23 protein-coding genes and 1 other annotated feature are annotated in these 23,479 nt (G+C 39.4%); all 23 genes read right to left on the minus strand.

Translation table 11 applies throughout. The features are described from left to right. Window positions 1-140: 140 nt before the first annotated feature. The 23 genes from pyrE to ftsZ all read right to left on the minus strand — a co-directional run bounded on the left by pyrE (window position 141) and on the right by ftsZ (window position 23,413). On the minus strand, window positions 141-755 hold the full coding sequence (gene pyrE, locus ACTWPF_RS11240; protein WP_443149176.1) for an orotate phosphoribosyltransferase: 615 nt from the start codon (window positions 753-755) through the stop codon (window positions 141-143). Continuing rightward, entirely contained in the window at window positions 739-1,449 is a 711-nt protein-coding gene (pyrF, locus tag ACTWPF_RS11245; protein ID WP_161464908.1) for an orotidine-5'-phosphate decarboxylase, read from the minus strand. The genes pyrE and pyrF overlap by 17 nt, the downstream gene beginning before the upstream one ends. Then, window positions 1,446-2,360, minus strand: coding sequence for a dihydroorotate dehydrogenase (locus ACTWPF_RS11250; protein WP_443149177.1), 915 nt, complete (start codon window positions 2,358-2,360; stop codon window positions 1,446-1,448). The genes pyrF and ACTWPF_RS11250 overlap by 4 nt, the downstream gene beginning before the upstream one ends. Next, entirely contained in the window at window positions 2,357-3,109 is a 753-nt protein-coding gene (locus ACTWPF_RS11255; RefSeq protein ID WP_443149255.1) for a dihydroorotate dehydrogenase electron transfer subunit, read from the minus strand. The genes ACTWPF_RS11250 and ACTWPF_RS11255 overlap by 4 nt, the downstream gene beginning before the upstream one ends. Further along, window positions 3,106-6,303: a carbamoyl-phosphate synthase large subunit gene (gene carB, locus ACTWPF_RS11260; RefSeq protein ID WP_443149178.1), complete on the minus strand. Its 3,198-nt coding sequence runs from the start codon at window positions 6,301-6,303 to the stop codon at window positions 3,106-3,108. Before carB ends, ACTWPF_RS11255 begins: the two co-directional genes overlap by 4 nt. After that, window positions 6,296-7,396 carry a glutamine-hydrolyzing carbamoyl-phosphate synthase small subunit gene (gene carA / locus ACTWPF_RS11265; protein ID WP_443149179.1) on the minus strand — a complete coding sequence of 367 codons (1,101 nt, stop codon included), beginning with the start codon at window positions 7,394-7,396 and terminating at the stop codon, window positions 6,296-6,298. The genes carB and carA overlap by 8 nt, the downstream gene beginning before the upstream one ends. Further along, window positions 7,389-8,672, minus strand: coding sequence for a dihydroorotase (locus tag ACTWPF_RS11270; RefSeq protein ID WP_443149180.1), 1,284 nt, complete (start codon window positions 8,670-8,672; stop codon window positions 7,389-7,391). The genes carA and ACTWPF_RS11270 overlap by 8 nt, the downstream gene beginning before the upstream one ends. Next, window positions 8,626-9,552 (minus strand): aspartate carbamoyltransferase catalytic subunit, encoded by a 927-nt coding sequence (locus ACTWPF_RS11275; protein WP_238020894.1) that lies wholly within the window; start codon window positions 9,550-9,552, stop codon window positions 8,626-8,628. Before ACTWPF_RS11275 ends, ACTWPF_RS11270 begins: the two co-directional genes overlap by 47 nt. A gap of 183 nt (window positions 9,553-9,735) precedes the next feature. Then, entirely contained in the window at window positions 9,736-10,278 is a 543-nt protein-coding gene (gene pyrR, locus ACTWPF_RS11280) for a bifunctional pyr operon transcriptional regulator/uracil phosphoribosyltransferase PyrR (RefSeq protein WP_106896593.1), read from the minus strand. Window positions 10,279-10,437: 159 nt separating this feature from the next. Then, the gene (locus ACTWPF_RS11285; RefSeq protein ID WP_443149181.1) at window positions 10,438-11,349 is read right to left on the minus strand and encodes an RluA family pseudouridine synthase; all 912 of its coding nucleotides are present in this window, start codon (window positions 11,347-11,349) and stop codon (window positions 10,438-10,440) included. After that, window positions 11,346-11,816 carry a signal peptidase II gene (gene lspA / locus ACTWPF_RS11290; RefSeq protein ID WP_161465308.1) on the minus strand — a complete coding sequence of 157 codons (471 nt, stop codon included), beginning with the start codon at window positions 11,814-11,816 and terminating at the stop codon, window positions 11,346-11,348. The genes ACTWPF_RS11285 and lspA overlap by 4 nt, the downstream gene beginning before the upstream one ends. A 247-nt stretch (window positions 11,817-12,063) precedes the next feature. Further along, window positions 12,064-14,817 (minus strand): isoleucine--tRNA ligase, encoded by a 2,754-nt coding sequence (gene ileS / locus ACTWPF_RS11295; protein WP_443149182.1) that lies wholly within the window; start codon window positions 14,815-14,817, stop codon window positions 12,064-12,066. Between the two features lie 46 nt (window positions 14,818-14,863). Continuing rightward, window positions 14,864-15,087 (minus strand) — a binding site (T-box leader). A 71-nt stretch (window positions 15,088-15,158) separates the two neighbouring features. Further along, complete coding sequence (locus ACTWPF_RS11300) at window positions 15,159-15,662, minus strand: DivIVA domain-containing protein (protein WP_036573211.1); 504 nt, start codon at window positions 15,660-15,662, stop codon at window positions 15,159-15,161. 125 nt (window positions 15,663-15,787) lie between these two features. Further along, window positions 15,788-16,564 carry a YlmH family RNA-binding protein gene (locus ACTWPF_RS11305; RefSeq protein ID WP_443149183.1) on the minus strand — a complete coding sequence of 259 codons (777 nt, stop codon included), beginning with the start codon at window positions 16,562-16,564 and terminating at the stop codon, window positions 15,788-15,790. A gap of 10 nt (window positions 16,565-16,574) precedes the next feature. After that, window positions 16,575-16,838: a YggT family protein gene (locus ACTWPF_RS11310; RefSeq protein ID WP_036573217.1), complete on the minus strand. Its 264-nt coding sequence runs from the start codon at window positions 16,836-16,838 to the stop codon at window positions 16,575-16,577. Between the two features lie 4 nt (window positions 16,839-16,842). Next, window positions 16,843-17,283: a cell division protein SepF gene (locus ACTWPF_RS11315; RefSeq protein WP_036573219.1), complete on the minus strand. Its 441-nt coding sequence runs from the start codon at window positions 17,281-17,283 to the stop codon at window positions 16,843-16,845. 5 nt (window positions 17,284-17,288) lie between these two features. Continuing rightward, a complete protein-coding gene (locus ACTWPF_RS11320) occupies window positions 17,289-17,960 on the minus strand; it encodes a YggS family pyridoxal phosphate-dependent enzyme (protein WP_106896587.1) in 672 nt (223 codons plus the stop codon). Window positions 17,961-17,987: 27 nt separating this feature from the next. Further along, window positions 17,988-18,797, minus strand: coding sequence for a peptidoglycan editing factor PgeF (gene pgeF / locus ACTWPF_RS11325; RefSeq protein WP_443149184.1), 810 nt, complete (start codon window positions 18,795-18,797; stop codon window positions 17,988-17,990). Between the two features lie 50 nt (window positions 18,798-18,847). Then, complete coding sequence (locus ACTWPF_RS11330; RefSeq protein ID WP_036573228.1) at window positions 18,848-19,129, minus strand: YlmC/YmxH family sporulation protein; 282 nt, start codon at window positions 19,127-19,129, stop codon at window positions 18,848-18,850. A 231-nt stretch (window positions 19,130-19,360) separates the two neighbouring features. Further along, the gene (sigG, locus tag ACTWPF_RS11335) at window positions 19,361-20,143 is read right to left on the minus strand and encodes an RNA polymerase sporulation sigma factor SigG (protein WP_036573231.1); all 783 of its coding nucleotides are present in this window, start codon (window positions 20,141-20,143) and stop codon (window positions 19,361-19,363) included. Between the two features lie 125 nt (window positions 20,144-20,268). Continuing rightward, window positions 20,269-20,988 (minus strand): RNA polymerase sporulation sigma factor SigE, encoded by a 720-nt coding sequence (gene sigE, locus ACTWPF_RS11340; protein WP_106896585.1) that lies wholly within the window; start codon window positions 20,986-20,988, stop codon window positions 20,269-20,271. 16 nt (window positions 20,989-21,004) lie between these two features. Continuing rightward, window positions 21,005-21,925: a sigma-E processing peptidase SpoIIGA gene (gene spoIIGA / locus ACTWPF_RS11345; protein WP_106896584.1), complete on the minus strand. Its 921-nt coding sequence runs from the start codon at window positions 21,923-21,925 to the stop codon at window positions 21,005-21,007. A gap of 345 nt (window positions 21,926-22,270) precedes the next feature. Continuing rightward, on the minus strand, window positions 22,271-23,413 hold the full coding sequence (gene ftsZ / locus ACTWPF_RS11350; protein ID WP_036573236.1) for a cell division protein FtsZ: 1,143 nt from the start codon (window positions 23,411-23,413) through the stop codon (window positions 22,271-22,273). Window positions 23,414-23,479: the final 66 nt, after the last annotated feature.

A 23,479-nucleotide genomic window follows, 5' to 3' on the forward strand; every position in this document is an offset into this window, starting at 1 on the left:
CACCCTTATAAAAACACGTAAAGGATTTAAATCAGCGAGCGATATAGAATGATGGTTTCATAAAGGTGCTGACTTTTGTATGTAATACGCAAATAACCAACCTGAGAATCAGCTTATTTTGATTCTCAGGTTGGTTATACTTAAAGGTTATTTCTCCAGTCTATTAACTGCTCATGCTCTGACTTTGTAAGACGATTATCGGCTTCCATCACATCTAACAGCTCGTCATAGCCTGTTATCGTTTCTAGACATATGTTTTCTTTTTCAAATAGTTGTGCTGACTTGTTCAATCCATAGGAAAAAATGGCATGGACACCAAGCACTTCCGCTCCTTGCTCTTGTAATACCCTGGCTGTTTCCAGAGAAGATCCTCCAGTCGAAATTAGATCTTCAATTACGAGAACTTTTGCCCCGCTTGTACAAGCACCTTCGATCTGATTGCCTTTGCCATGCCCCTTAGGCTTTGACCGTACATATACCATTGGCAAATCCATTTTATCGGCGAGCCATGCAGCATGCGGAATACCAGCAGTTGCACAACCAGCAATAACATCGGGTTTCTCTGTCATCCTATCAATCATTTCCATAAAAGCCTTGGTGATTTTTCTTCTTATTTGCGGATGTGACATCGTAAGTCGATTATCGCAATAAATTGGTGATTTTATACCTGAGGTCCATGTGAAATAATCTGATGGGTTTACTTGTACTGCTTTAATATCTAGTAAATCTCTTGCCAGTTCATACGATAATACCATTGTCCCACTCCTTTATTACACGCTCATAGGCCATTTTTGGATTTACTGCTTTTGTCACACTTCTACCTACGACAATATAGTCCGTGCCTTGCTTCTTAGCAAATTTTGGTGAGGCAATTCGTTTCTGGTCATTGTCTTCCGTTCCATCCAGTCGAATGCCTGGCGTCACAGTTAAGAAGGACGTTCCACATTCTGTTTTTATTTTCTCTGTCTCATGTACGGAACAAACCACGCCGTCAGCTCCATTGCTGCTAGCAAATCTTGCAAAATGACTTACCTTCTCATCCACTTCTCCTGGGATATGTAATTCTGTATTCATTGCTTGTTTGTCCATCGATGTTAGCATGGTAACAGCGATTAACTTCGTCTTACCAGAGTTTCCAACAGTCAAGCCTTCTTTTGCCCGCTTGATCATCTCCGCTCCTCCCAGTGCATGCACATTTACCATTTCTACATCAAGCTTTGCAATATTACGCATTGCTTTCATAACAGTTGTCGGAATATCATACAACTTTAAGTCAAGGAAAATCGGATGATTATCTTGTTTTAGATATTCAATGATTTTCGGACCTTCCCTGTAAAAAAGTTCCATCCCGACTTTTACAGGGACACCAGCTAATTGATTTGTGTGAAGAAAATGCTTTGTTTCTTCCCAATTAGGAAAGTCTAGTGCTAGATAAACAGATTGGTTCATGTAAGTATCCCCTTTCCAACAACCTCTTGAACAGATGAAAATCCGTACCGTTTTAATGTTTCCGGTAATGCATCAATAATTTCTGGACACACAAATGGGTTTTGAAAATTAGCTGTCCCAATGGCAACAGCATTGGCACCAGCCAGTAAAAATTCCAGCACATCTTCTGCAGTAGTGATGCCTCCCATTCCAATTATAGGGATGGATACGTGTTGCCGTACTTCATAAATCATGCGGATTGCAACTGGCTTAATAGCCGGTCCAGATAATCCACCTGTTTTATTAGCAAGGAGAGGCTTCCGAGAAGGAAGGTGGATCTGCATGCCAGTTAGCGTATTAATCATAGACAAGCCATCAGCGCCTGCAGACTCGACTGCTTTCGCCATCGCTGTAATATCCGATACATTAGGTGAAAGTTTCACGTATACTGGGAGATTACTTGCTTGTTTCACCCGATCTGTTACACGCGCTGCCATAACAGGATCGGTGCCAAATTGAATTCCGCCTTCTTTTACATTGGGGCAGGATATATTCAATTCAAGTGCGGCAACATGATCTGTCTCATTAAAAGAGTGAGCAACGTGCTCATATTCCTCTAACGAACTACCAGCGATGTTAGCAATAACTGGAGTCTGGTAATCTCTCAAAAAGGACACCTCGTGCTCAATAATGCTCACTACTCCTGGGTTCTGCAATCCAATGGCGTTTAGCATTCCAGAAGCCGTTTCTGCAACTCTTGGCGTATGATTTCCGAACCTTGCCTCACCGGTTGCCGCCTTCATAATGATTGCCCCAAGCTTATTTAGATCATAAAATTCACTGTACTCACGTCCGAAACCAAAGCATCCAGACGCGGGCATGACTGGATTTTTTAAGTTTAGACCAGGTAATTCTACTTGTAAGGAATTCATAGATTTACCTCCTGATGATGAAAGACAGGTCCGTCTTTACAAATTTTACGATAGCCTCCATTGTGATCTGTTGGTATGACACAAGCAAAGCAAGCCCCAACACCACAGCCCATTCTTTCTTCAAGCGAAATATAACCATTTTTATGGACCAGTTCTTTTGAGACTGCTCTCAACATTGGTAAGGGGCCACAAGAGTAATAGGTATCAAAGTCTGCAATACTCCCGATTACGTCCGTTACAAATCCTTGTGACCCATATGAACCGTCATTCGTTACAATATGTGTTTCCCCGAGCTGTTTAAATTCTTGTTCATAGAATACATAGTCTTTTGTCTGAAAACCGAGTATGGATATGACTTTTTTTTGATTACCCACAAGTTTTTTTCCTAAATTATAGAGTGGTGGTACGCCGATTCCTCCCCCAATTAATAGAATCGTAGATGATTCAGGTTCCAGCGTAAATCCATTCCCAGCAGGACCTAATGCATTTATTACAGATCCGATTTGATAGTCAGCTAAATGCTTTGTGCCCGAACCATTGATCTTAAACAAGATTGTCACAGTGTTTTTATCTCTATCTACACTCGCAATGGAAATTGGGCGTCTTAACGTGTGTCCATGAATTAGCAGGTGAAGAAATTGACCAGGCTTTGCTGTCATGCTGATGAAGCTGTTTTCTAGCACCATTTCATAAGTTTCCAACGCGATCTCTGTTGAATTCTTTACGATCAATTCTTCTTTTTTCATTATAAAACAACCTCTTTTTGTTTTATTTCCGTCGCACTAAATGTTGTAGAATCAATGACATTTAAGATAGCATTTGCTGTATCCATGTTTGTGAGACAAGCGATGCCATGTTCCACAGATTCCCGGCGAATAATAAAACCATCAGACCTTGTCTGCTTACCTGAAGTCAACGTATTAATAACAAACTGTACATCCCCATTTTCAATAATTGAAAGCACATTAGGCTCGTCAGCACCAATTTTAGCTACCTCAGAAACTGGCAATCCTGCTTTCTTCACGTAAGTCGCGGTCCCTTTGGTTGCATACAACTGAAAACCAAGTTGATGAAAACGTTCCGCTATTTCTAGCATTTCTTCCTTGTCTTTATCTGCCACAGTCAAGAGCACAGCACCTTCTTGTGGAATGCTTAGCCCAGAAGCAATTAACCCTTTGTATAGAGCTTTTTCTAATGTTTTATCATAGCCAATTGCTTCACCAGTTGACTTCATCTCTGGTCCAAGAATTGTATCTACGCTGCGTAACTTTTCAAATGAGAAGACAGGAACTTTCACAGCTACATAATCATTTTCTGGTAAAATACCTGTTTTATAACCGATATCCCTTAATCGTGTACCGAGAATACATTTTGTGGCAATATTAGCCATTGTCACTCCTGTAATTTTACTTAAGAAAGGAATGGTTCTGCTAGCGCGTGGGTTAACTTCAAGTACATAGACCTCGTCATTTCTCACGATAAACTGAATGTTTATCAGACCCTTCACATGCAATGCCTCTGAAATAAGCTCTGCAGCTTTCATACATTTTGCCTTAACCGTTTCACTGATCCGCTGTGGAGGATATACGGCGATTGAGTCTCCAGAATGGACCCCTGCACGCTCAATATGCTCCATAATCCCAGGCACAATGGTCGTTTCACCATCGCTGATTGCATCCACCTCTATTTCGATTCCGGTAATGTATTTATCTACAAGAATAGGATGCTCTGTGTTCATGTTTGTCGTTTTTGCAAGGTATGCCTTTAGTTCATCTTCGTTATAGACAATCTCCATCCGACTTCCACCAATTACATAGGATGGTCTAACCAATACAGGATAGCCAATTTCATTTGCTACATCTAAAGCCTGGTCCATTTTCTTAACAGCTTTCCCTTTTGGTCTTAACAAATCTAGTTCATCTAGTAAAATTTCAAATTTATCTCTATCCTCTGCGCGGTCAATTGCTTCTAAATTTGTGCCAAGGATTTTCACCCCTCTTCTTTCAAGACCTGCAGCTAAATTAATCGCCGTTTGACCCCCAAACTGTACGATAACTCCTTCTGGCTGTTCTAAATCAATAACATGCATAACATCCTCAAGTGTGAGTGGCTCGAAGTATAGCTTGTCACTAATACTAAAATCTGTTGAAACAGTTTCCGGATTATTGTTCATAATAATTGCTTCATAACCCATTTCTTTAATGGCTAGTACAGAATGGACCGTAGCATAATCAAATTCTATTCCCTGCCCAATGCGAATTGGCCCTGATCCCAGTACAAGGATTTTCTTTCGTGGCGAGACGATGGATTCATTTTCTTCTTCATAGGTGCTATAGAAATACGGTGTTTCAGATTCAAATTCTGCTGCACAGGTGTCCACCATCTTATAAACCGGGCGAAGGCCAGCATCAGATCTTAGTTGATAAATATCATCTACAGACAGATTCCATAACCGAGCAATATGGGAGTCAGAAAAACCTAACTTCTTCGCTCTTTCTAATAGTTCAATAGACTTTGGATTATTCTCTATCTCTTGTTCCAACTTAATTAAGCCTGCTAGTTTCACAAGGAAGAAACGATCTATCTTGGTATGCTCAAATACTTCATCAATCGTCATGCCTCTACGCAGTACTTCTGCTAATACGAAGATCCGCTCATCATTTGCTTTTTTTAGGCTTGAGATAAGAAATTCATTATTCTCTTTTGTTAAACTGCTAAGCCATAGCTCTTCTGTTCCTATATCAAGCGAACGAATCCCTTTAAGTAATGATTCTTCAAAGTTTCGACCAATAGACATGATTTCTCCAGTTGCTTTCATCTGGGTGCCAAGCTTTCGGTCACCTGTTACAAATTTATCAAATGGAAAACGAGGAATTTTTGTGACGACATAATCCAATGCTGGCTCAAAACATGCATACGTCTTTCCTGTAACCGGGTTTACAATCTCATCTAATGTTAATCCAATTGCAATTTTCGCTGCTACTTTCGCTATCGGATAACCTGTAGCCTTTGATGCAAGTGCAGAGGATCTGCTTACACGCGGATTTACTTCAATAATAAAATAATCAAAGCTGTTCGGATCAAGAGCCAGTTGCACATTACACCCGCCCTCTATTTCCAAAGCGCGTATTATTTTTAAAGAGGCATTCCGCAACATTTGATACTCTCGATCACTAAGTGTTTGAGATGGTGCTACAACAATGGAGTCACCAGTATGTATGCCTACAGGATCGACATTTTCCATATTACATACAACGATAGCCTGGTCGTTTTTATCTCGCATTACTTCGTATTCAATTTCTTTGTATCCTGCAATATTTTTTTCAATCAGACATTGGTTTACTGGGGATAATGTGAGTCCACTTCTAGCAGTTTCCTTTAACTCTTTCATGTCATAACACATGCCTCCACCAGCTCCACCCATTGTATATGCTGGCCTTACAATTAGCGGAAAGCCAATCTCTATTGCAAATTCACAGGCTTGTTCTACCGTGTTTACAATCATACTATCTGGTACTGGTTCACCAAGTTCTTTCATAAGGGAACGGAATTTCTCTCTGTCTTCTGCCTGTTGAATCGCATTTAACGATGTTCCCAATAATGTAACACCATAGGCTTTTAGTATTCCAGTTTCCTCGAGCGCTACTGCCAGATTTAGTGCTGTTTGACCGCCTAAAGTTGGGAGCAAGGCATCAGGCTGTTCTTTCCGAATAATCTTCGTTAAGAATTCTACTGTTAATGGCTCCATATATACTTTATCCGCCACTGTATGGTCTGTCATAATTGTGGCCGGATTGGAATTAGCTAAAATGACGGTATATCCTTCTTCTTTCAATGACTGGCAAGCTTGTGTTCCGGAATAGTCAAATTCCGCTGCTTGACCAATTACGATGGGACCTGACCCAATCACAAGTATTTTTTGGATGTCTGTATTTTTAGGCATATGCTTCCTCCTTGTTTTTTCTCTGGGCTTCGTCAATCAATTCCAAAAACTGATCAAATAAATGATTCGTATCATCTGGACCTGGAGAGCTCTCAGGATGGTACTGGACAGAAAATGCAGCATAATGCTTATGCTTTACCCCTTCTACTGTGCCATCATTTAAAGCAATTTGAGTAAGCTGTAAATCTGTATTTGTAAGTGAAGCTTCTTTAACTGCATAGCTATGATTCTGTGATGTTATATAAGTTCTTTCTTTGTCCAAGTCCTTGACTGGGTGATTGGATCCTCTGTGCCCAAACTTCATCTTTTCTGTGTCGGCTCCACAGGCAAGTGCCAGTAATTGATGACCTAGACAAATCCCAAAGATCGGCACTTTTCCAATAAGCTCTGCTATCATGTTAATTGCTTCTGGGACATCCTTAGGGTCTCCTGGACCATTTGTCAACATGATGCCATCTGGTTTTAATCGAAGGATGTTTTCTGCACTATAGTTGTATGGCACTACTGTAATATGGCAATTTCGTTTTGTGAGTTCACGCAAAATGCCATGTTTCATTCCGAAATCGACTAGAACAATCCTTCTGCCTCTGCCTGGCACAACATAAGGCTTAATAGTCGAAGTCTTAGGCACTTGATCTGTTGGTAGCTTCTGTCTATGTAATTTTTCAAGCAGTGTTTCTACATCTTCGCTTTGATCTGCGATAATTGCTTTCATCGTACCGTGTTTACGAATTATTTTAGTCAACTTTCTTGTATCAATCCCATATACGCCAGGAATATCATGGGCCTTAAGGTAGCTATCAAGGCTTTCTTCACTACGAAAATTGGATGGAATCTCACAGGTTTCTTTTACGATAAATCCATGAATGAATGGATGGACGGTTTCAAAGTCATCTCTATTTATTCCATAATTGCCTGCAAGCGGATAGGTCATGGTTACAATCTGTCCACAATAAGATGGATCAGTAATAATCTCCTGATAGCCTGTCATCCCTGTATTAAAGACTATTTCGCCTACCATCATACGGTCACTTCCAAATCCTTCTCCGTTTAATACTGTTCCATCTTCTAATACGAGCTGCTTTTTATTCATGTTCATCCTCCTTGTAGGCAATCTTTCCTTCCGAGATGGTTAAGACTGGGACACCTTGTACTTCCCATTCATGAAATGGTGTATTTTTCCCTTTTGAAAAGAAACTGTTTTTATTAATTTTATTCTGCTTCTTTAAGTCAACTAATGTTAAATCTGCAGCTATTCCCTCTGCTATCTTGCCATAAGGTAGGTCAAATACTTCCGCTGGACGAACAGTCAACCAATCTACTAATTGTTGCAACCTACATTTTTCAGTTTGGACTAGATGGGTATATAATAGTGAAAATGCTGTCTCGAGTCCTACAATACCAAATGGAGCATCTTGGAAGCCCTTTGCTTTTTCATCCTCTGCATGTGGCGCATGGTCTGTCGCAATAAAATCTATTGTTCCATCCAATAGTCCCGCAAGCAATGCCTCTTTATCAGCTACCGCTCTTAAAGGAGGGTTCATTTTATAATTCGCGTTATCTTCCTTTACAGCCGTTTCATCTAGCAAAAGATGGTGTGGGGTGACTTCTGCTGTTACATGAATGCCTGCCTTTTTAGCATCTCTGATAACGCGAACCGATTCTTTTGTACTCACATGACAAACATGATAGTGACACCCAGCAACTTCAGCTAGTAATACATCTCTAGCGATTTGTACTGATTCACTTAGTGACGGAATCCCTGGTAACCCTAATTCCTTACTGACTTCACCATCATGCATTACCCCACCATAAACTATGGAATTGTCTTCGCAATGGGCAACAATTGCCTTTCCAGTAGCAGCAGCCTGCTTCATGGCTTGGAGCATAAAATCAGCTGTCTGAATGCCTACCCCATCGTCCGTGAAGGCAAAGACTCCTTCCTGGGACAGCTTGGAAATTTCGGTAATTTCTGTTCCTTGCAAACCTTTTGTTATTGCAGCATAAGGAAGTACTCGCACTTCTGCTTCTAACTGGATCTTTTCCAAGAGTGAATGCACAGACTGTACATCATCAGGTACAGGATTCGTGTTCGGCATGGCACAGACCGTGGTGAATCCTCCTCTAGCAGCCGCTTTTGTACCAGTCTTAATCGTTTCTTTATGCTCTCCCCCTGGCTCACGTAAGTGAATATGCACATCTATAAAACCTGGAAGAAGTAGGTTTCCCTCACAATCGATCGTTTGGTCTGCCGTAACTTCTAAACATTCTCCAACTTCAGCAATTTTGTTATCTATAATTAATACCTCATACGTTTCTTCCTCAGATGCTGACGATAGCCTTTTGGCGTTTTTCAGTAGTAATTTCATTTAATTTCCCCCACTCTCCAAGTATTTTTTTCATAATGGCCATGCGGATATACACTCCATTGTTCATCTGCTTAAATATGCGAGACCTCTCGCACTCTACCAGGGAACTATCTATTTCAATCCCTCTGTTTACTGGTGCTGGATGCATAATAATGGCATGTGAAAGCATTTGTTGCTCTCGTTCTTTCGTTAACCCATAGCGCTCTAGGTATTCTGCATAGTCCCCTTCATTGCCGTGTCTTTCATGTTGAATACGTAAAAGCATCATCACATCGCTTTTGTGTACTGCTTCATCCATACTGATATAGGGAATTGGAAGAGATTCATCGATAAACTCTGGCGCAGCACTAAATGCGACATTCGCACCAAGCCTTGTGAGCGCCTCAGCATTTGATTTAGCGACCCTGCTATGTTTGATGTCTCCTGCAATGGTAATCTGCAAACCTTGAAAACTGCCAAACTCCTGATAAATTGTTAATAGATCAAGCATGCACTGGGTTGGATGTTCTGCCTTTCCTGCCCCCGCATTAAGGATGGGAATTGATAAACCATGCTGTAGCTCTTCTATCCATTGATCCGAAGAATGTCTAATCACAAGCATATCCGCCCCAATTGCTTCAAAGGTTTTTGCAGTATCGTAGAGCGACTCTCCCTTTGTTGCACTTGAACTTTCTTGGTGAAAATCGAGTACTTCCATTCCAAGCTTTCGCTCAGCTACTGTAAAACTCATTTTTGTTCGCGTACTTGGTTCATAGAAAAGATTAGCCACAAATATTTGTTTTGAGAGAGGAAGAGGGTTTTCTTTCAGTGCCTCTGCCATTTCTAATAATGAATAAATTTCCTCTTTAGTTAACTGGCTTACCGATGTAAAATGTTGCATTTTCACAACTCCTTCACGAAATAATGACCGTAGGGTGAAAAGGATTTAGAGACATAAAAAAACCTCTTTGCAAAAGTTGCAAAGAGGTATACGTGTATTGTTATGGGTATACACGTCTCCTAAGGCAACCTTGCAGATCTCTCTGTATCTGTTTAAAGGTTTTATAAAAGCAGGATCCTCCTGCTATTTTTCGTAAATGGTTACAAGGTCTTGACCATCCGTTTCTTGTAACTCTACTGTGATTACTTCTTTTTCCGAAGTAGGGATGTTCTTGCCTACATAGTCTGCCCGGATCGGCAGCTCACGGTGCCCTCTATCAATAAGGACGGCTAACTGAATTTGTGAGGGTCTTCCTGTGTCCATCACAGCGTCCATTGCTGCACGAACTGTTCTCCCTGTGTATAGCACATCGTCAAGGAGAATAACTCTTTTTCCTGAAAGATCTACAGAAATATTCGTCCCCTTAAGCTGTGGCTCTTCATCTTCGCTTACTTTATCAAGATCATCACGATAAAGTGTAATATCCAGTTCACCAGTAGGTACGGTAATGTTTTCTATTTGGAGAATTTTCTCCTGCAATCGTTGAGTAAGAGGAACGCCACGGGTTTTTACCCCAATGAGCACGAGCTCTTCTCCACCTTTGTTTTTCTCTAAAATTTCATGTGCAATTCTAGTAATGGCTCGGTTAATTGCCGCCTGATCTAGGATTTCAGTTTTTTTCTTCATGTTAAACACTCCAACCATAGAAAAATCCCTTTCTCCATGAGGAAAAAGGGACACAGTTCAGAATGTCATTGTTACAACCGAATCCTTTTAAGCCTCACTGGACTATTTTAAAGGGTCAACTATTCATTTGGTTCATTATTACAAAGTTCGCCGTTCATGTCAATACATTTTCTCAATATAGTCTATTACATCTGCAAAGTAGGTCGGTAAAGGCGCTTCAAATTTTAGCCACTCACCTGTTTTAGGATGAGTAAACGCAAGCGATTTAGCATGCAACACTTGGCCGTTTGCATCCAATGTTTTTCTTGGACCATATTTGGGATCCCCTACAAGAGGGTAGCCAATATATCTCATGTGTACGCGAATTTGATGCGTTCTTCCTGTCTCCAGCTGGCATTCGATCCGTGTATAATCTGGATAGCTTTTTAATACTTGAAAATGCGTAATGGCGGGTTTTCCATTGTCCACCACAGCCATTTTTTGCCTATCCTTAGGGTCTCTTCCAATTGGAGCATCAACCATACCTGTTTCATGAGGAATTTCCCCATGGACGAGCGCTTCATATTTACGTTCAATTGTCTTTTCAGACATTTGTTCTGATAAATTTCTATGGGCAAGATCATTTTTAGCAATTACAAGGAGACCACTAGTATCCTTATCGATTCGATGAACGATCCCTGGTCTCTCTACACCATTTATACCGGAAAGGTCCTGACAATGGTAAAGAAGTGCGTTCACCATTGTTCCTGTTTGATGCCCTGCTGAAGGGTGAACAACCATGCCCTTCTCCTTATTCACTACTAATAAATCTTGATCTTCATACACAATATCCAATGGTATGTTTTCTGGAAGGATCTTTAATGCCTCAGGCTCTGGTATAGACCAATCGAGCATATCTCCTTCTTGACACTTGTAGTTCGCCTTTGACTCTTGGCCATTGACTTTAACAAGTCCCTTGCTAATCCATGACTGGACTTGGGACCTGGAGCTATCCGGATTAATTTCTGAAAGCAGCTTGTCCAATCGTGTACTTGCTTCAGAAGCTATTACCTCATGTTGAAATAAACTCATTGTTTACCTTTTCCTTTCTTTAACTCATCCATTATTGTAGCAATAATAATGCAAAACACACCAACTACAAGAGCCGAGTCAGCTATATTAAATATCGGGAAATCATAACCAAAGATAACAAAATCAAAAAAATCGACAACTTCCTTACGAAACAATCGATCAATAAAATTCCCAATTGCCCCACCTAGAAGAAGACTTAACGCGATTGCCAACCCACGATTTCCCTTTGCGTAACGTTGCATGTATACGATAATGCCAATTACAACAACAAGCGTTATAATATAAAAGAAAATCATTTGACCCTCTAATATGCCCCATGCAGCCCCTGTATTTCGATGGGAGGTTAGCGAAAAAAACTGATCGATAATCGTTATTTCTTCACCGTAATCCATATTTTTAACAACCAGCCATTTAGTAAATTGGTCTATTCCGATCACGATGAGCGAAATAATATAGTATATGTACATTCTTGTTCCTCCGATTCTCCAATATGTGTCCTTATTATCTTAAACGTAAATGAAGAAATTTTCAATTCAGTACTCATGCACAAAAGCGCAAGCACTCGATCTAAGGAATGCCAACTAAAATAGCCCGAACTGGTTTAACTGCAGCGATGACCCGGCTTTTCCTGGCCCATAATTTAAGGCATAACATATTATACTTTCTTATCTCAAAAAAATACTCCCCTTAGTACTAAGAGGAGTATTGAAAAACCTATGCAGTATAATGTTCCTTAACCACATCTGCACAACGTGTGCAAAGGGTCGGATGTTCCTTGTCCTCGCCCACTGTTTCGGACGCTACCCAGCAACGTTCACATTTTTCACCGGGATGGGCTTCAACAGCAACATCCACATATTTATAGGCTTTCGTATTCTCTGCATTTTCTTGCACGGCTGCTTCAGAAACAATTAAGTACTGATGTAGTGGAGCCAGTGCTTCTAATACATCTTTTGTCTCCTGATCTTTTGGAACAATGGTGATCTTCGCCTCAAGCGATTTTCCAATTACTTTATCATTCCGCGCTTCCTCTAATGCTTTTAACACATCATCTCTAACTTTCATAAAGTGATCCCATTTCTCGGATAGCTCAGCTAATTGATTATCTGTTACCTCTGGAATATCTGTCAGCTGAACACTTTCCTCATTTGTGCCTGGAATATACTCCCAAACCTCGTCTGCGGTATGCGGAATAATTGGTGTAAGTAGCTTAACCAGCGTTGTCAAAATCTCATAATATCCTGTCTGAATGCTTCTACGACGGTGATTTTCTCTAGACTCAATATATAAGACATCTTTTGCAAAATCCAGATAGAAAGAGCTTAGATCAACTGCACAGAAATTATGAATTTGGTGGAAGATTGGAGAAAACTCATAGTTCTCATAATTTGCTCTTACATCTTTCAACAAACGTTGCAAGCGTTGAAGCATATATTGATCCACTTCTTCCAAATCACTATGGGCAACACGATCTGTTTCTGGATTAAAGTCAGAAAGATTTGCTAACATAAAGCGGAATGTATTACGGATCTTACGGTAAGCTTCAGAGATTTGCTTCAAAATATCATTTGAGATACGAACATCTGCTTGATAATCAACTGAAGACACCCATAGTCTTAAAATATCGGAACCAAGTTGTTTCTGGACCTTAGATGGGACCATAACATTACCAAGTGATTTACTCATTTTCCTTCCATTACCATCCAATACAAATCCATGGCTGATGACCGTTTTATATGGCGATTTGCCAGTCACAGCTACAGCAGTAGATAGGGAAGAGTTAAACCAACCACGATATTGGTCACTACCTTCTAGATAGACATCTGCTGGACGTTGAAGGTCATCACGTTCTTCTAAAACTCCTTCATGGGATGAACCTGAGTCGAACCAAACATCCATGATATCTGTCTCTTTGGTGAACACACCTTTCGGACTATTTTCAGACGTAAACCCATCCGGCAATAAATCTTTCGCATCCCATTCAAACCATATATTCGATCCATGTTCTTTAAAAAGGTCCGAAACATGCTGAATTGTTTCATCCGTAACAATTGGAGTGTTATCCTCTGCGTAAAATACTGGGATAGGTACTCCCCAAGTACGTTGACGAGAAATACACCAATCTTCACGATCACGGACCATGTTGTAAAGGCGTGTTTCTCCCCAGTTAGGATACCAGTTCACTTCTTTAATCTCATCCAAAATGTTCTGGCGGAAATCTTTAATAGACGCAAACCATTGGGCTGTAGCACGGAAAATGGTCGGTTTTTTTGTTCTCCAATCATGTGGATAAGAGTGTGTTATAAAGCTAAGTTTCAATAGTGCTCCGACTTCTTCTAACTTTTCTGTGATAACTTTATTCGCTTCATCATAGAAAAGACCTTCAAAACCTGGTGCTTCATTGGTAAATACGCCTTTCTCATCTACTGGACATAATGCATCAATGCCATAGCTACGAGAAACATAAAAGTCGTCTTCCCCGTGTCCTGGAGCGGTATGAACACAACCTGTACCTGCATCAGTTGTGACATGATCGCCTAGCATTACAAGCGAATCTCTATCATAGAAAGGATGTTTGGCAACAATACGATCTGCTTCTTGCCCTTTAAATGTTTTTATGACTTCGTAGTTTTCCCACTCTAGTGTCTCTGCTACCGACTCCACTAGGGCTTGAGCAAGAACAAATTTTTCATTATTTGCCGCTACGACGATATATTCTAATTCAGGATGTACACTAATCCCTAAGTTTGCCGGCATGGTCCATGGTGTAGTTGTCCAAATAATAATTTTCTCTCCACCATCAAGTAGGTCTTTACCATCCTTCACTTCAAATCCTACGTAAATAGAAGCAGACCGCTTGTCATGATACTCAATTTCCGCTTCAGCAAGTGCAGACTCGGAGGAAGGAGACCAATAAACAGGCTTAAGGCCTTTATAAATATATCCTTTTTTGGCCATTTCACCAAAAACTTTAATTTGGGCGGCTTCATAATCCTTTGTTAAGGTAATATAAGGGTTATCCCAATCTCCTCTAACACCTAGCTGTTTGAACTGTGTACGCTGGCTATCAACTTGACCTAAAGCATAGTCAGCACATAGCTGTCTAAATTCCGCAATGCTAAGTTCTTTACGTTTTACCTTCTTTTTCTTTGTTAGAGCTGTTTCAATTGGCAGGCCGTGTGTATCCCAACCTGGTACATATGGGGCATAGTAACCTGTCATGGATTTATAACGCGTGATAAAATCCTTTAAAATTTTATTAAGCGCATGCCCAATATGGATATCTCCATTTGCATACGGAGGTCCATCATGCAACACAAACAAAGGTTTTCCTTTAGAGCGTTGAAGGCTTTTTTGATAGATATCCTTCTCTTCCCATTCCTCTTGGCGTTTTGGTTCTTTATTTGGTAAATTTCCACGCATCGGAAATTCTGTCTTTGGCATTAATAACGTATCCTTATAATCCATAAATGCTCCTCCTGTTTCAATGAAATAAAAAAAGCCCTCAAATCCCAAAAGGGACGAGAAGACTCGCGGTACCACCCTTATAAACTTAAAACCATAGCGATTTTAAATTCACTCGATATCCGTAACGAGGATAAACCGTTCATTACTACTCTTTGTTCGCAATGAATACTCGGGAGTGATGTTCTAGAAGTTTCTGTACTGGGCTCACACCATATTCCAGTTCGCTATAATCAGAGGATCCTTCTATACTGTCTCCGTCAACGTCTACCTATATCATTGTCCTACAATTCACTTTGTTTATGTCTATGAATTATATGTAAAAAATGTGCCGCCGTCAAGATTTAAGATTCATTTTCCGCTAATTCAAGTTCTTCTCCAATTTCAGCGTCAAAAAGCTGTTCCCAATCATCTGTCCCGATCATATCTAATTGGGCTTCAACAAGCATTTTCAAGCGTGTACGGAAAACTTTAGCCTGTTTTTTAAGTTCTTCTACGTCCATTGAGATACGTCTCGATTTACTTAATGCTTCGTTAATAATACGATCTGCATTTTTTTCTGCTTCTTTAATGATTAGCTTCGATTCTTTCGTCGCATTCCCTTTAAGTTCTTCTGCAGTTTCTTGCGCAATCAGAATAGACTTATTAAGTGTTTCTTCAATATTCGTAAAATGTCCGAGTCTTTCTGTCAGTTGCTCTACTTTTTCAGCAAGGTCCTTTTTATCTCTGATCACAATCTCATAATCTTTTATCACCTGATCAAGAAATTCATTGACCTCGTCTTCATCATATCCTTTAAACTTTCTTGTAAATTCCTTATTATGAATATCTAGTGGCGTTAATGGCACATTGGCCACCTCCTTTAAAGTAATAGCATTCCATCTGTAAAAATAATAAATAATAACAATTTTTCATTAATGCCTGTCCATCTTAATTTCGACAAAAATCGTTGTATTCCTGCAAGGGTATGATTTTATTTTAGCACAGCAATGGTTATTTTCAACTTATCTTTTTTCGTAGTTCCATTAACAGCAGCAAGTTTACTTCTTCCCTTCCCTCTTAAGGACAATAAGTCACCTTCTTGAAGACCGTACTTCCCGTCTTCAACTACTTTATAATTCACTTTCACTTGCTGTTTTGTTATGTAAGCAGTCGCATCCTTTCTGGATAGATGGTAAATCTCTTTTAGTACCGTATCTAACCGTAAAGAAGAAACAGTTTTATCGGAAAAATCCCACTGCTGTTCTGATGCCAATCCTTCAGATAAAGGTTTTTCTTCAAGTGTTACTTTGGCTTTTTTAATCATATTTAAATTCGCTCTTACAAATGGGGCTATTTCATCTCCCAAAACAATTTGCAAAATGCCATTCTTAACAGTGATATCACCGAATTTCTGTCTCTTGATTCCTAGCGACAAAAACGCCCCCATTACGTCTCGATGTTCTACAGTAATAAATTTACTTTGATATGTTGCTTGGTATAAGGTCAGCTGAAAATCTTCTATGCTTATTTCATCATAATAGGGAGCAAGAACAGCACGCTTCCTTTCAGCCTCAGCAGTACCACCTTCAAAAGAAAACTTTATATCCGAAGACTCACCACCAATAAGCATTTTCACAATCTGCTGTTCTCTAGGATCAAGAAAATCGGTAAGCCTTGGTTGAAAGTTCCTCTCAACCTGCTCCTTCCAAGAAATCACCTTATCAATAAAGGGTTGTTCATCTTTTCTAAAATGCTGATATATGTCCATATGTACCATCCTAGAATAATATCTTGTAAAATTCCCATAATCCCATTCTCGCTAAATGAATGACAAATATCCCTACGATTGGAGATAAATCAATCATGCCGATAGGTGGGATGAATTTCCGAAACTGTTCTAAATATGGCTCACAAATTTTAGTCAAAAAGCTTCCAATACTCGATTCTCTTGCACCAGGAAACCAAGACATAAAAATATAAACAATTAGCGCTAAACTATAAACATAAAGCGCTGTATCTAATAACTGAAATAATTGAAACATCTATCTACCATCCCTTTTCAAAATCATTTTCTGAAAGTGCCTCTGAAATTGTTCCAGAAACATTTACATTATCCGGTGTACAGAGAAAAGTCTCTGCCCCAAGCTTTTGTATATCTCCATTTAGAGCATATACAGTACCACTTAAAAAATCAACAATTCGTTTTGCCTGCTGATGATCCACTCGTTGCAAATTAATAACGACGGCGCGTCGGTTCATAATATTGTCAGCAATCTCTTGTGCTTCATTATAGGTTCTAGGCTCACACAGTACTACCTTTGAGGAAGCTTGCTGCATACTGGTTAGGCTGACAACATTTTGCTTCTTTCCCTGCTGAGTCTCTTTTTGTTCAGGTTCTGCTTGCTCATCATTTGGAACTTCCACATATTCATACTCATATTCTTCATCCATGGTAAAATAATTTTTTAACTTGTTTTTTATACTCATCTTTTTCACCCCACTAATTTGGTTCCGATTCGGATATGGGTAGCTCCTTCTTCAATTGCCACCTCATAGTCGTTGCTCATTCCCATTGACAAATACGCACAAGGCGCTGATTTATAATGCTTCTCTTGTACTTCTGCTTTTAGGGATGCAAGTCTTTTGAAGACCTGACGAAGAACAGTCTCGTCTTCCGTATGTGGCGCCATCGTCATTAAGCCAATTACTCGAATATTTTCATACTCACGCAACTTTTCAATAAACGGAAGCACCTCTTCTGGCAATATTCCATGCTTGGATTGTTCTTTGCTTACATTCACTTGAATAAAACAATCTATCTTTTTTTCGGTACGCTTATTAATCTCTTTAGCAAGAGAAATCCTGTCTAATGAGTGGATCACATCAACTTGATGGATAACATCTTTAACTTTTCTTGACTGTAGGGTTCCGATAAAATGCCATTTAACATCTGTCCCCTGAAAGTAATCGTATTTTTCCCTAAATCCCTCAAGACGGTTTTCCCCTAGATCGCATACACCAGCTTTAATTGCTTCCTCGGTTCGTTCTATTGTAACATATTTCGTCACCCCAATTAGGGTGATATCCTTTACTGAGCGATTACTATTTTTACAAGCATCTTCTATTCTACGATTAATTTCTTTAAGATTTGTTGCGACTTGCATGCTAACCCTTCTCCTCCTTCGCCTGAGCTAATCAGAAAAACCAATAAAACCAAGCATTCTCCCCGTTTTCCCATTATCCCTCCGATGAGAGAAAAACAGCTCGCTGTCCTCATAGGTGCAGTAATTTGTTACACCTATATTATTACGTAATACCCCAGATTGTAAAAGAATATCCTTATTTAGTTGTTTTAAATCAAGGTTAAAGCGACCATTTTGTTTTACAGTTACACTATTCGAATGGAATGGCTTCGGTATATGGGTTATCACCTGCTCGTCCACTTCATAATGCTTTTTGGAGATACATGGACCGATTACAGCTTGCAAATCGGAAGGATTCGAGCCAAGACTACAAAACCTTTCGACCATTTGTTGACCAATCCCATGTACAGATCCTCTCCACCCGGCATGAGCAACCCCTATAATATTCTGTTTGGGATCAAAGAAAAACAATGGGACACAATCTGCAAAAAAGGCAGAACACAGTACCCCCTTCTCTCTTGTCACCATCCCATCTATATTGGAGATAGAGGTGTCATAATTACTTGCACCACTTCCAGCATCCTGTTTTGTGACTGTTTTAATGTTTATATCATGGACTTGTTCTCCCACTACCCAGCTTGAAAGGGGAAAAGAAAGCTCCTCTGCTAGTTTTTCTCTATTTTCTATAACATCTTGGTAGTCATCCTGAACGTGTAAACCCATATTTAAATGTTGAAAAGGCGGTTTACTAACCCCTCCTATTTTTGTTGAAAACCCAACTGTCAATGACGGTGACAGCTTTTCCCATTTTTCAATACGTAAATAGGACCTATGTTTTGTGATAAATGGTTCACTCATGTCTTAACCTCCCCATGTTCTTGAACCATTTTACCACATTTAAATCGGTTTCAACCGTTATGGCCTGTAATAAAATGCCCTGAATAGAGTTTAGGTTCTCCAACGTTTTTCACCAAAATCACGTCAGAGCCGATCCTTACAATTTGTTCCCAATGGATAACCAACTCATCTGCTTTCCCAAAAAAACCACTCTTTTTATCTTTAATCGTCAGCACAATCGCTACAATCTTACCTCTATCCGTATCAATTTCAAGATCTGTTATATGTCCAAGTCTCTTACCATCGTCAACAATAATAACTTCTTTTACCTGCAACTCTGATAACTTCATCATTTTCAATCCCCCCAATTACTTTAAATATATGCAATACATCTAAACATTTTCATGTAAATTGCAATAATAGAGAATTAAAAATAGAAGACAATGAATGTAAGATTGGTATGGGATTACATGCACTTTTTAAGATAAAATTTTATAACCATAAAAAATCCGAACATATACTAAAGTTTTAGGCTTTAGCATAGTTCGGATCTTCAGTTGAGCTCATAATCCAACCATATTTCTTTATTCAAACATCTGTTTATTCATTTGTTTAATGGCTGCTTTCTCGAGCCGAGATACTTGCGCCTGCGAAATACCAATTTCATCTGCAACTTCCATTTGTGTTTTTCCTTGGAAAAAGCGCTTATTCAATATCATTTTTTCCCGTGCATTAAGCTGATGCATACCTTCTTTTAATGACAGTTTATCAAGCCACGTTGAATCTTTGTCCTTTTCGTCACTAATTTGATCCATCACAAATATTGGATCCCCACCGTCATTATAAATTGGCTCAAATAGAGATACAGGGTCTTGAATAGCATCCATGGCGAATACGATATCAGAATGAGGAACACCCATCTCTTCCGCTATCTCCATAGGTGTTGGTTCTTTAGATGTTTTATTAATTAATTTTTCTCTAACCTGCAGTGCTTTGTATGCAATATCTCGTAAAGATCTGGATACCCTGATTGGATTATTATCCCTGAGATACCTCCTAATTTCTCCAATGATCATTGGCACAGCATACGTCGAAAATCTTACATTATGTGATAAATCAAAGTTATCAATGGATTTCATTAAGCCAATGCAGCCGACTTGAAACAAATCATCGACAAATTCACCGCGATTATTAAACCGCTGAATAACACTTAAAACAAGTCGTAAATTCCCATTTACCAATTGTTCTCTCGCAGAAATGTCATCTTCTTGCTGCATTCTAACAAATAATTTACGCATTTCATCGTTTTTTAGTACGGGCAATTTCGATGTATCAACACCACATATTTCAACTTTATGTCTAGTCACTTTAGTTCAACCCTCCCAGATGGCGATGCTGTTCAAGGACAGTTTCTCCACCTGGAAAGCTTTTTATGCAGTACGGTCAGTGACATGCATGGTGTAAAATGCTCTTAAATCTTAGAGTGATAAGGCTAGACCATTTTATTAAATTCTTTTTTTAATCGACGAATTATTTTTTTCTCCAGTCTTGAAATATAAGACTGTGAAATTCCTAACATATCAGCTACATCCTTTTGCGTTTTTTCTTCCTGACCAATTAGGCCGAAACGCAATTCCATAATTTGCTTTTCTCGATCATTTAATTGTGAAAGAGCACTTTTTAGAAGGCTCTTATCTACATTGGATTCTAGATTTTTGGTAATAATATCATCATCTGTTCCTAAAACGTCTGATAAAAGAAGCTCATTTCCATCCCAATCAATGTTGAGCGGCTCATCGAAGGATATTTCCGATTTAAGCTTATTATTTCTTCTAAGATACATTAGTATTTCATTTTCAATACACCTGGAAGCATACGTAGCTAATTTGATTTGTTTTTCAGGGTTAAATGTATTAACAGCTTTTATTAGGCCAATTGTTCCAATGCTAATTAAGTCCTCTATATTAATTCCAGTGTTTTCAAATTTGCGAGCGATATACACAACAAGACGAAGATTACGCTCTATTAAGACTGCTCTTGCTGACTTATCCCCTTTAGGAAGTAGAATAAGAAGCTCTTGTTCCTCTTGTTTGGAAAGGGGTGGCGGCAATGCTTCACTTCCACCAATATAATAGATTTCATCCGATTTAATCCCTAATTTAATGAGTAGCTTATACCACCACAGACGAAGACGAAGTTTAACAGATTTCAATCTAAATCTCTCCTTTTTATGCAGAACTAATAGCTGCTAGTTTTATAATTTGTGGTTGCAACAGACAATGGTAACTTCCATCCTTTACCAACTCCCCAAACTGAATACCGATTAACACGTTTGACGTAACTAATTTTTGTTCACCGTAATAAACCATTAACTTTTCCGGCCTTACTGTAAAAAGAAATTCACTTTTACCTTGCACCCCTTGATATGGCACAATCTGGATAAAACGTTCCCAATCACCGGGGAGTTGTTCAAAATTTAGACCTTCATACGAAGCTTTTAATAACTGCCAGTCTTTTTCTGTAAACCAATTCTTGAGAAAGCTTTCATCACAGATGACCACAGGCTTTTTTGTGATTGGATCTGTCAATTGATTACCACTATCAATGTACCCCTGTGTAGAATAAGTAGCGTTATTCAACTGAATAGTTACCATACAGAGTTGATCATAGCGAATCTTTTCCGTTGCGTGCTTGTCCATTCGATTCTTAGTAAACCACCATATTATCGGGAACCCAACAACGACGAACATCCAGCTGACAGGGTCTCCAAATCCTCCATTAAAGGTAAGGACACTGCTTCCAGATAGTGATACAGGATTTTGAATGAGAAAGTGAACAGCTAGTAACCCACCCCCTATAGAAAAGGTAGAAAAATAGAAAATCAGCAGTAATTTCAACGTACGATAAATGGACTTAAACCCGAAGGCACTCCATATAATAAAAATGGAATACAGCACCTTTCCAACCACTCCCACAAAAAAAGATTCAGGAAAATAAAAGGTAATCGGCACCAGAAGAGAGGCAATAAATGCTCCACATATGATTCTCCATTTCTTTGTTACTTCTCTGCCTAGAGCTTGAGTTAATAGAAGTAGCATCGCATCGAGTAAAAAGTTTAGCATCCAGACAGCGTCCAAATAAATGATCAAAGCAGCTCTTCCTTTCGGATATCCTGTCATCTGGAGAGTAAATAAAAGCATGGTTGGTAGGAGTATTTAGATAGTAATGAAAGTATACCGAAGCAGCAGAGCAAAGTCTGTCACTTCTTGTATGCGTAAAGGGGCTAATTTCAACTAGTTATCGAGGAATATGTCAGGCAAACATACGTTAGTAGGAGGCAGATGAAAAAGTAAGTGAGGAAACTCTCGCTATTCTCTACTCGCGGAGGTGAACGTGCCAATAATCTAAATCCTATTATTCTATCTAGTTTAGAACCATAAAAAAAGATGAACCCTGATTGGAACAGGGTTCATCTTTTTTTATGTTAATCGAATTTAGCGATTACGGTTTCTATTTCTTAAGAAAGTAGGAATATCCAATGTTTCATCCTCTTGTTTATTAGCTCGTGGTTGTGAGGTTTCTCTCGTTGGTGCTTCCTCGTTCGCACGCGTAGCTGCATGCTGGTTGTGATTGATTACTGGACGTTGTGTTTGTTGTTTAGGTTGCTTTTCTGCTTTTTGGACAGCCTCATCAAAACCGGTTGCAATAACTGTTACAACAATTTCATCTTTAAGGTCTTCATTAATTACTGAACCAAAAATCACATTAACCTCATTATCTGCTGCAGAAGTAACTAGATCAGCAGCTTCTTGCACCTCATACAAACTCAAGTTCGTTCCACCAGTAATGTTCATTAAAATACCATGTGCACCATCAATTGAAGTTTCAAGCAATGGTGAAGAGATTGCCTTTTTAGCGGCTTCAGTAGCACGTGTTTCTCCTGTAGCTACGCCAATACCCATAAGAGCAGAACCTTTATCAAACATAATAGTCTTTACATCGGCGAAGTCTACGTTGATCAATCCAGGTTTTGCAATTAGATCAGAAATACCTTGAACACCTTGGCGTAATACATTATCCGCCTCTCGGAAGGCTTCAAGCATTGGTGTGTTTTTATCAACTATTTCTAGCAAACGATCATTTGGAATCACGATAAGCGTATCGACACTTGATTTTAGTGCTTCGATACCAGATATTGCCTGAGTCGAACGTCTTCTCCCTTCAAAAGAAAATGGACGTGTTACAACACCGACAGTTAACGCACCAAGGTCTTTCGCAATTTGTGCTATGACAGGTGCAGCTCCTGTTCCGGTACCGCCACCCATTCCGGCAGTTACGAAGATCATGTCAGCGCCCTGTAGCACTTCCTCTAACTGTTCTTTGCTTTCTTCAGCTGCTTTTTTCCCTACTTCCGGGTTAGCGCCTGCACCAAGTCCACGTGTCAGTTTGCCGCCAATCTGTATTTTCACTTCTGCTTTTGATAGATTTAACGCTTGTGCATCAGTGTTTACAGCGATAAATTCTACACCTTCAACTCCATGCTCAATCATTCGGTTTACAGCATTGTTACCGCCACCGCCGACGCCGATTACTTTTATTGTTGCTAACTCTTCCATATTTGTATCAAACTCTAACATATTCCGTTCCTCCTATATGCAAATTACAAGCGTCCCAGAAGCTCACTTTCCCTATATGTAAGGGTT

The sequence above is a fragment of the Oceanobacillus sp. M65 genome, assembly GCF_052246275.1.
GTDB classification, from domain to species: Bacteria; Bacillota; Bacilli; order Bacillales; family Amphibacillaceae; genus Oceanobacillus_B; species Oceanobacillus_B jordanicus.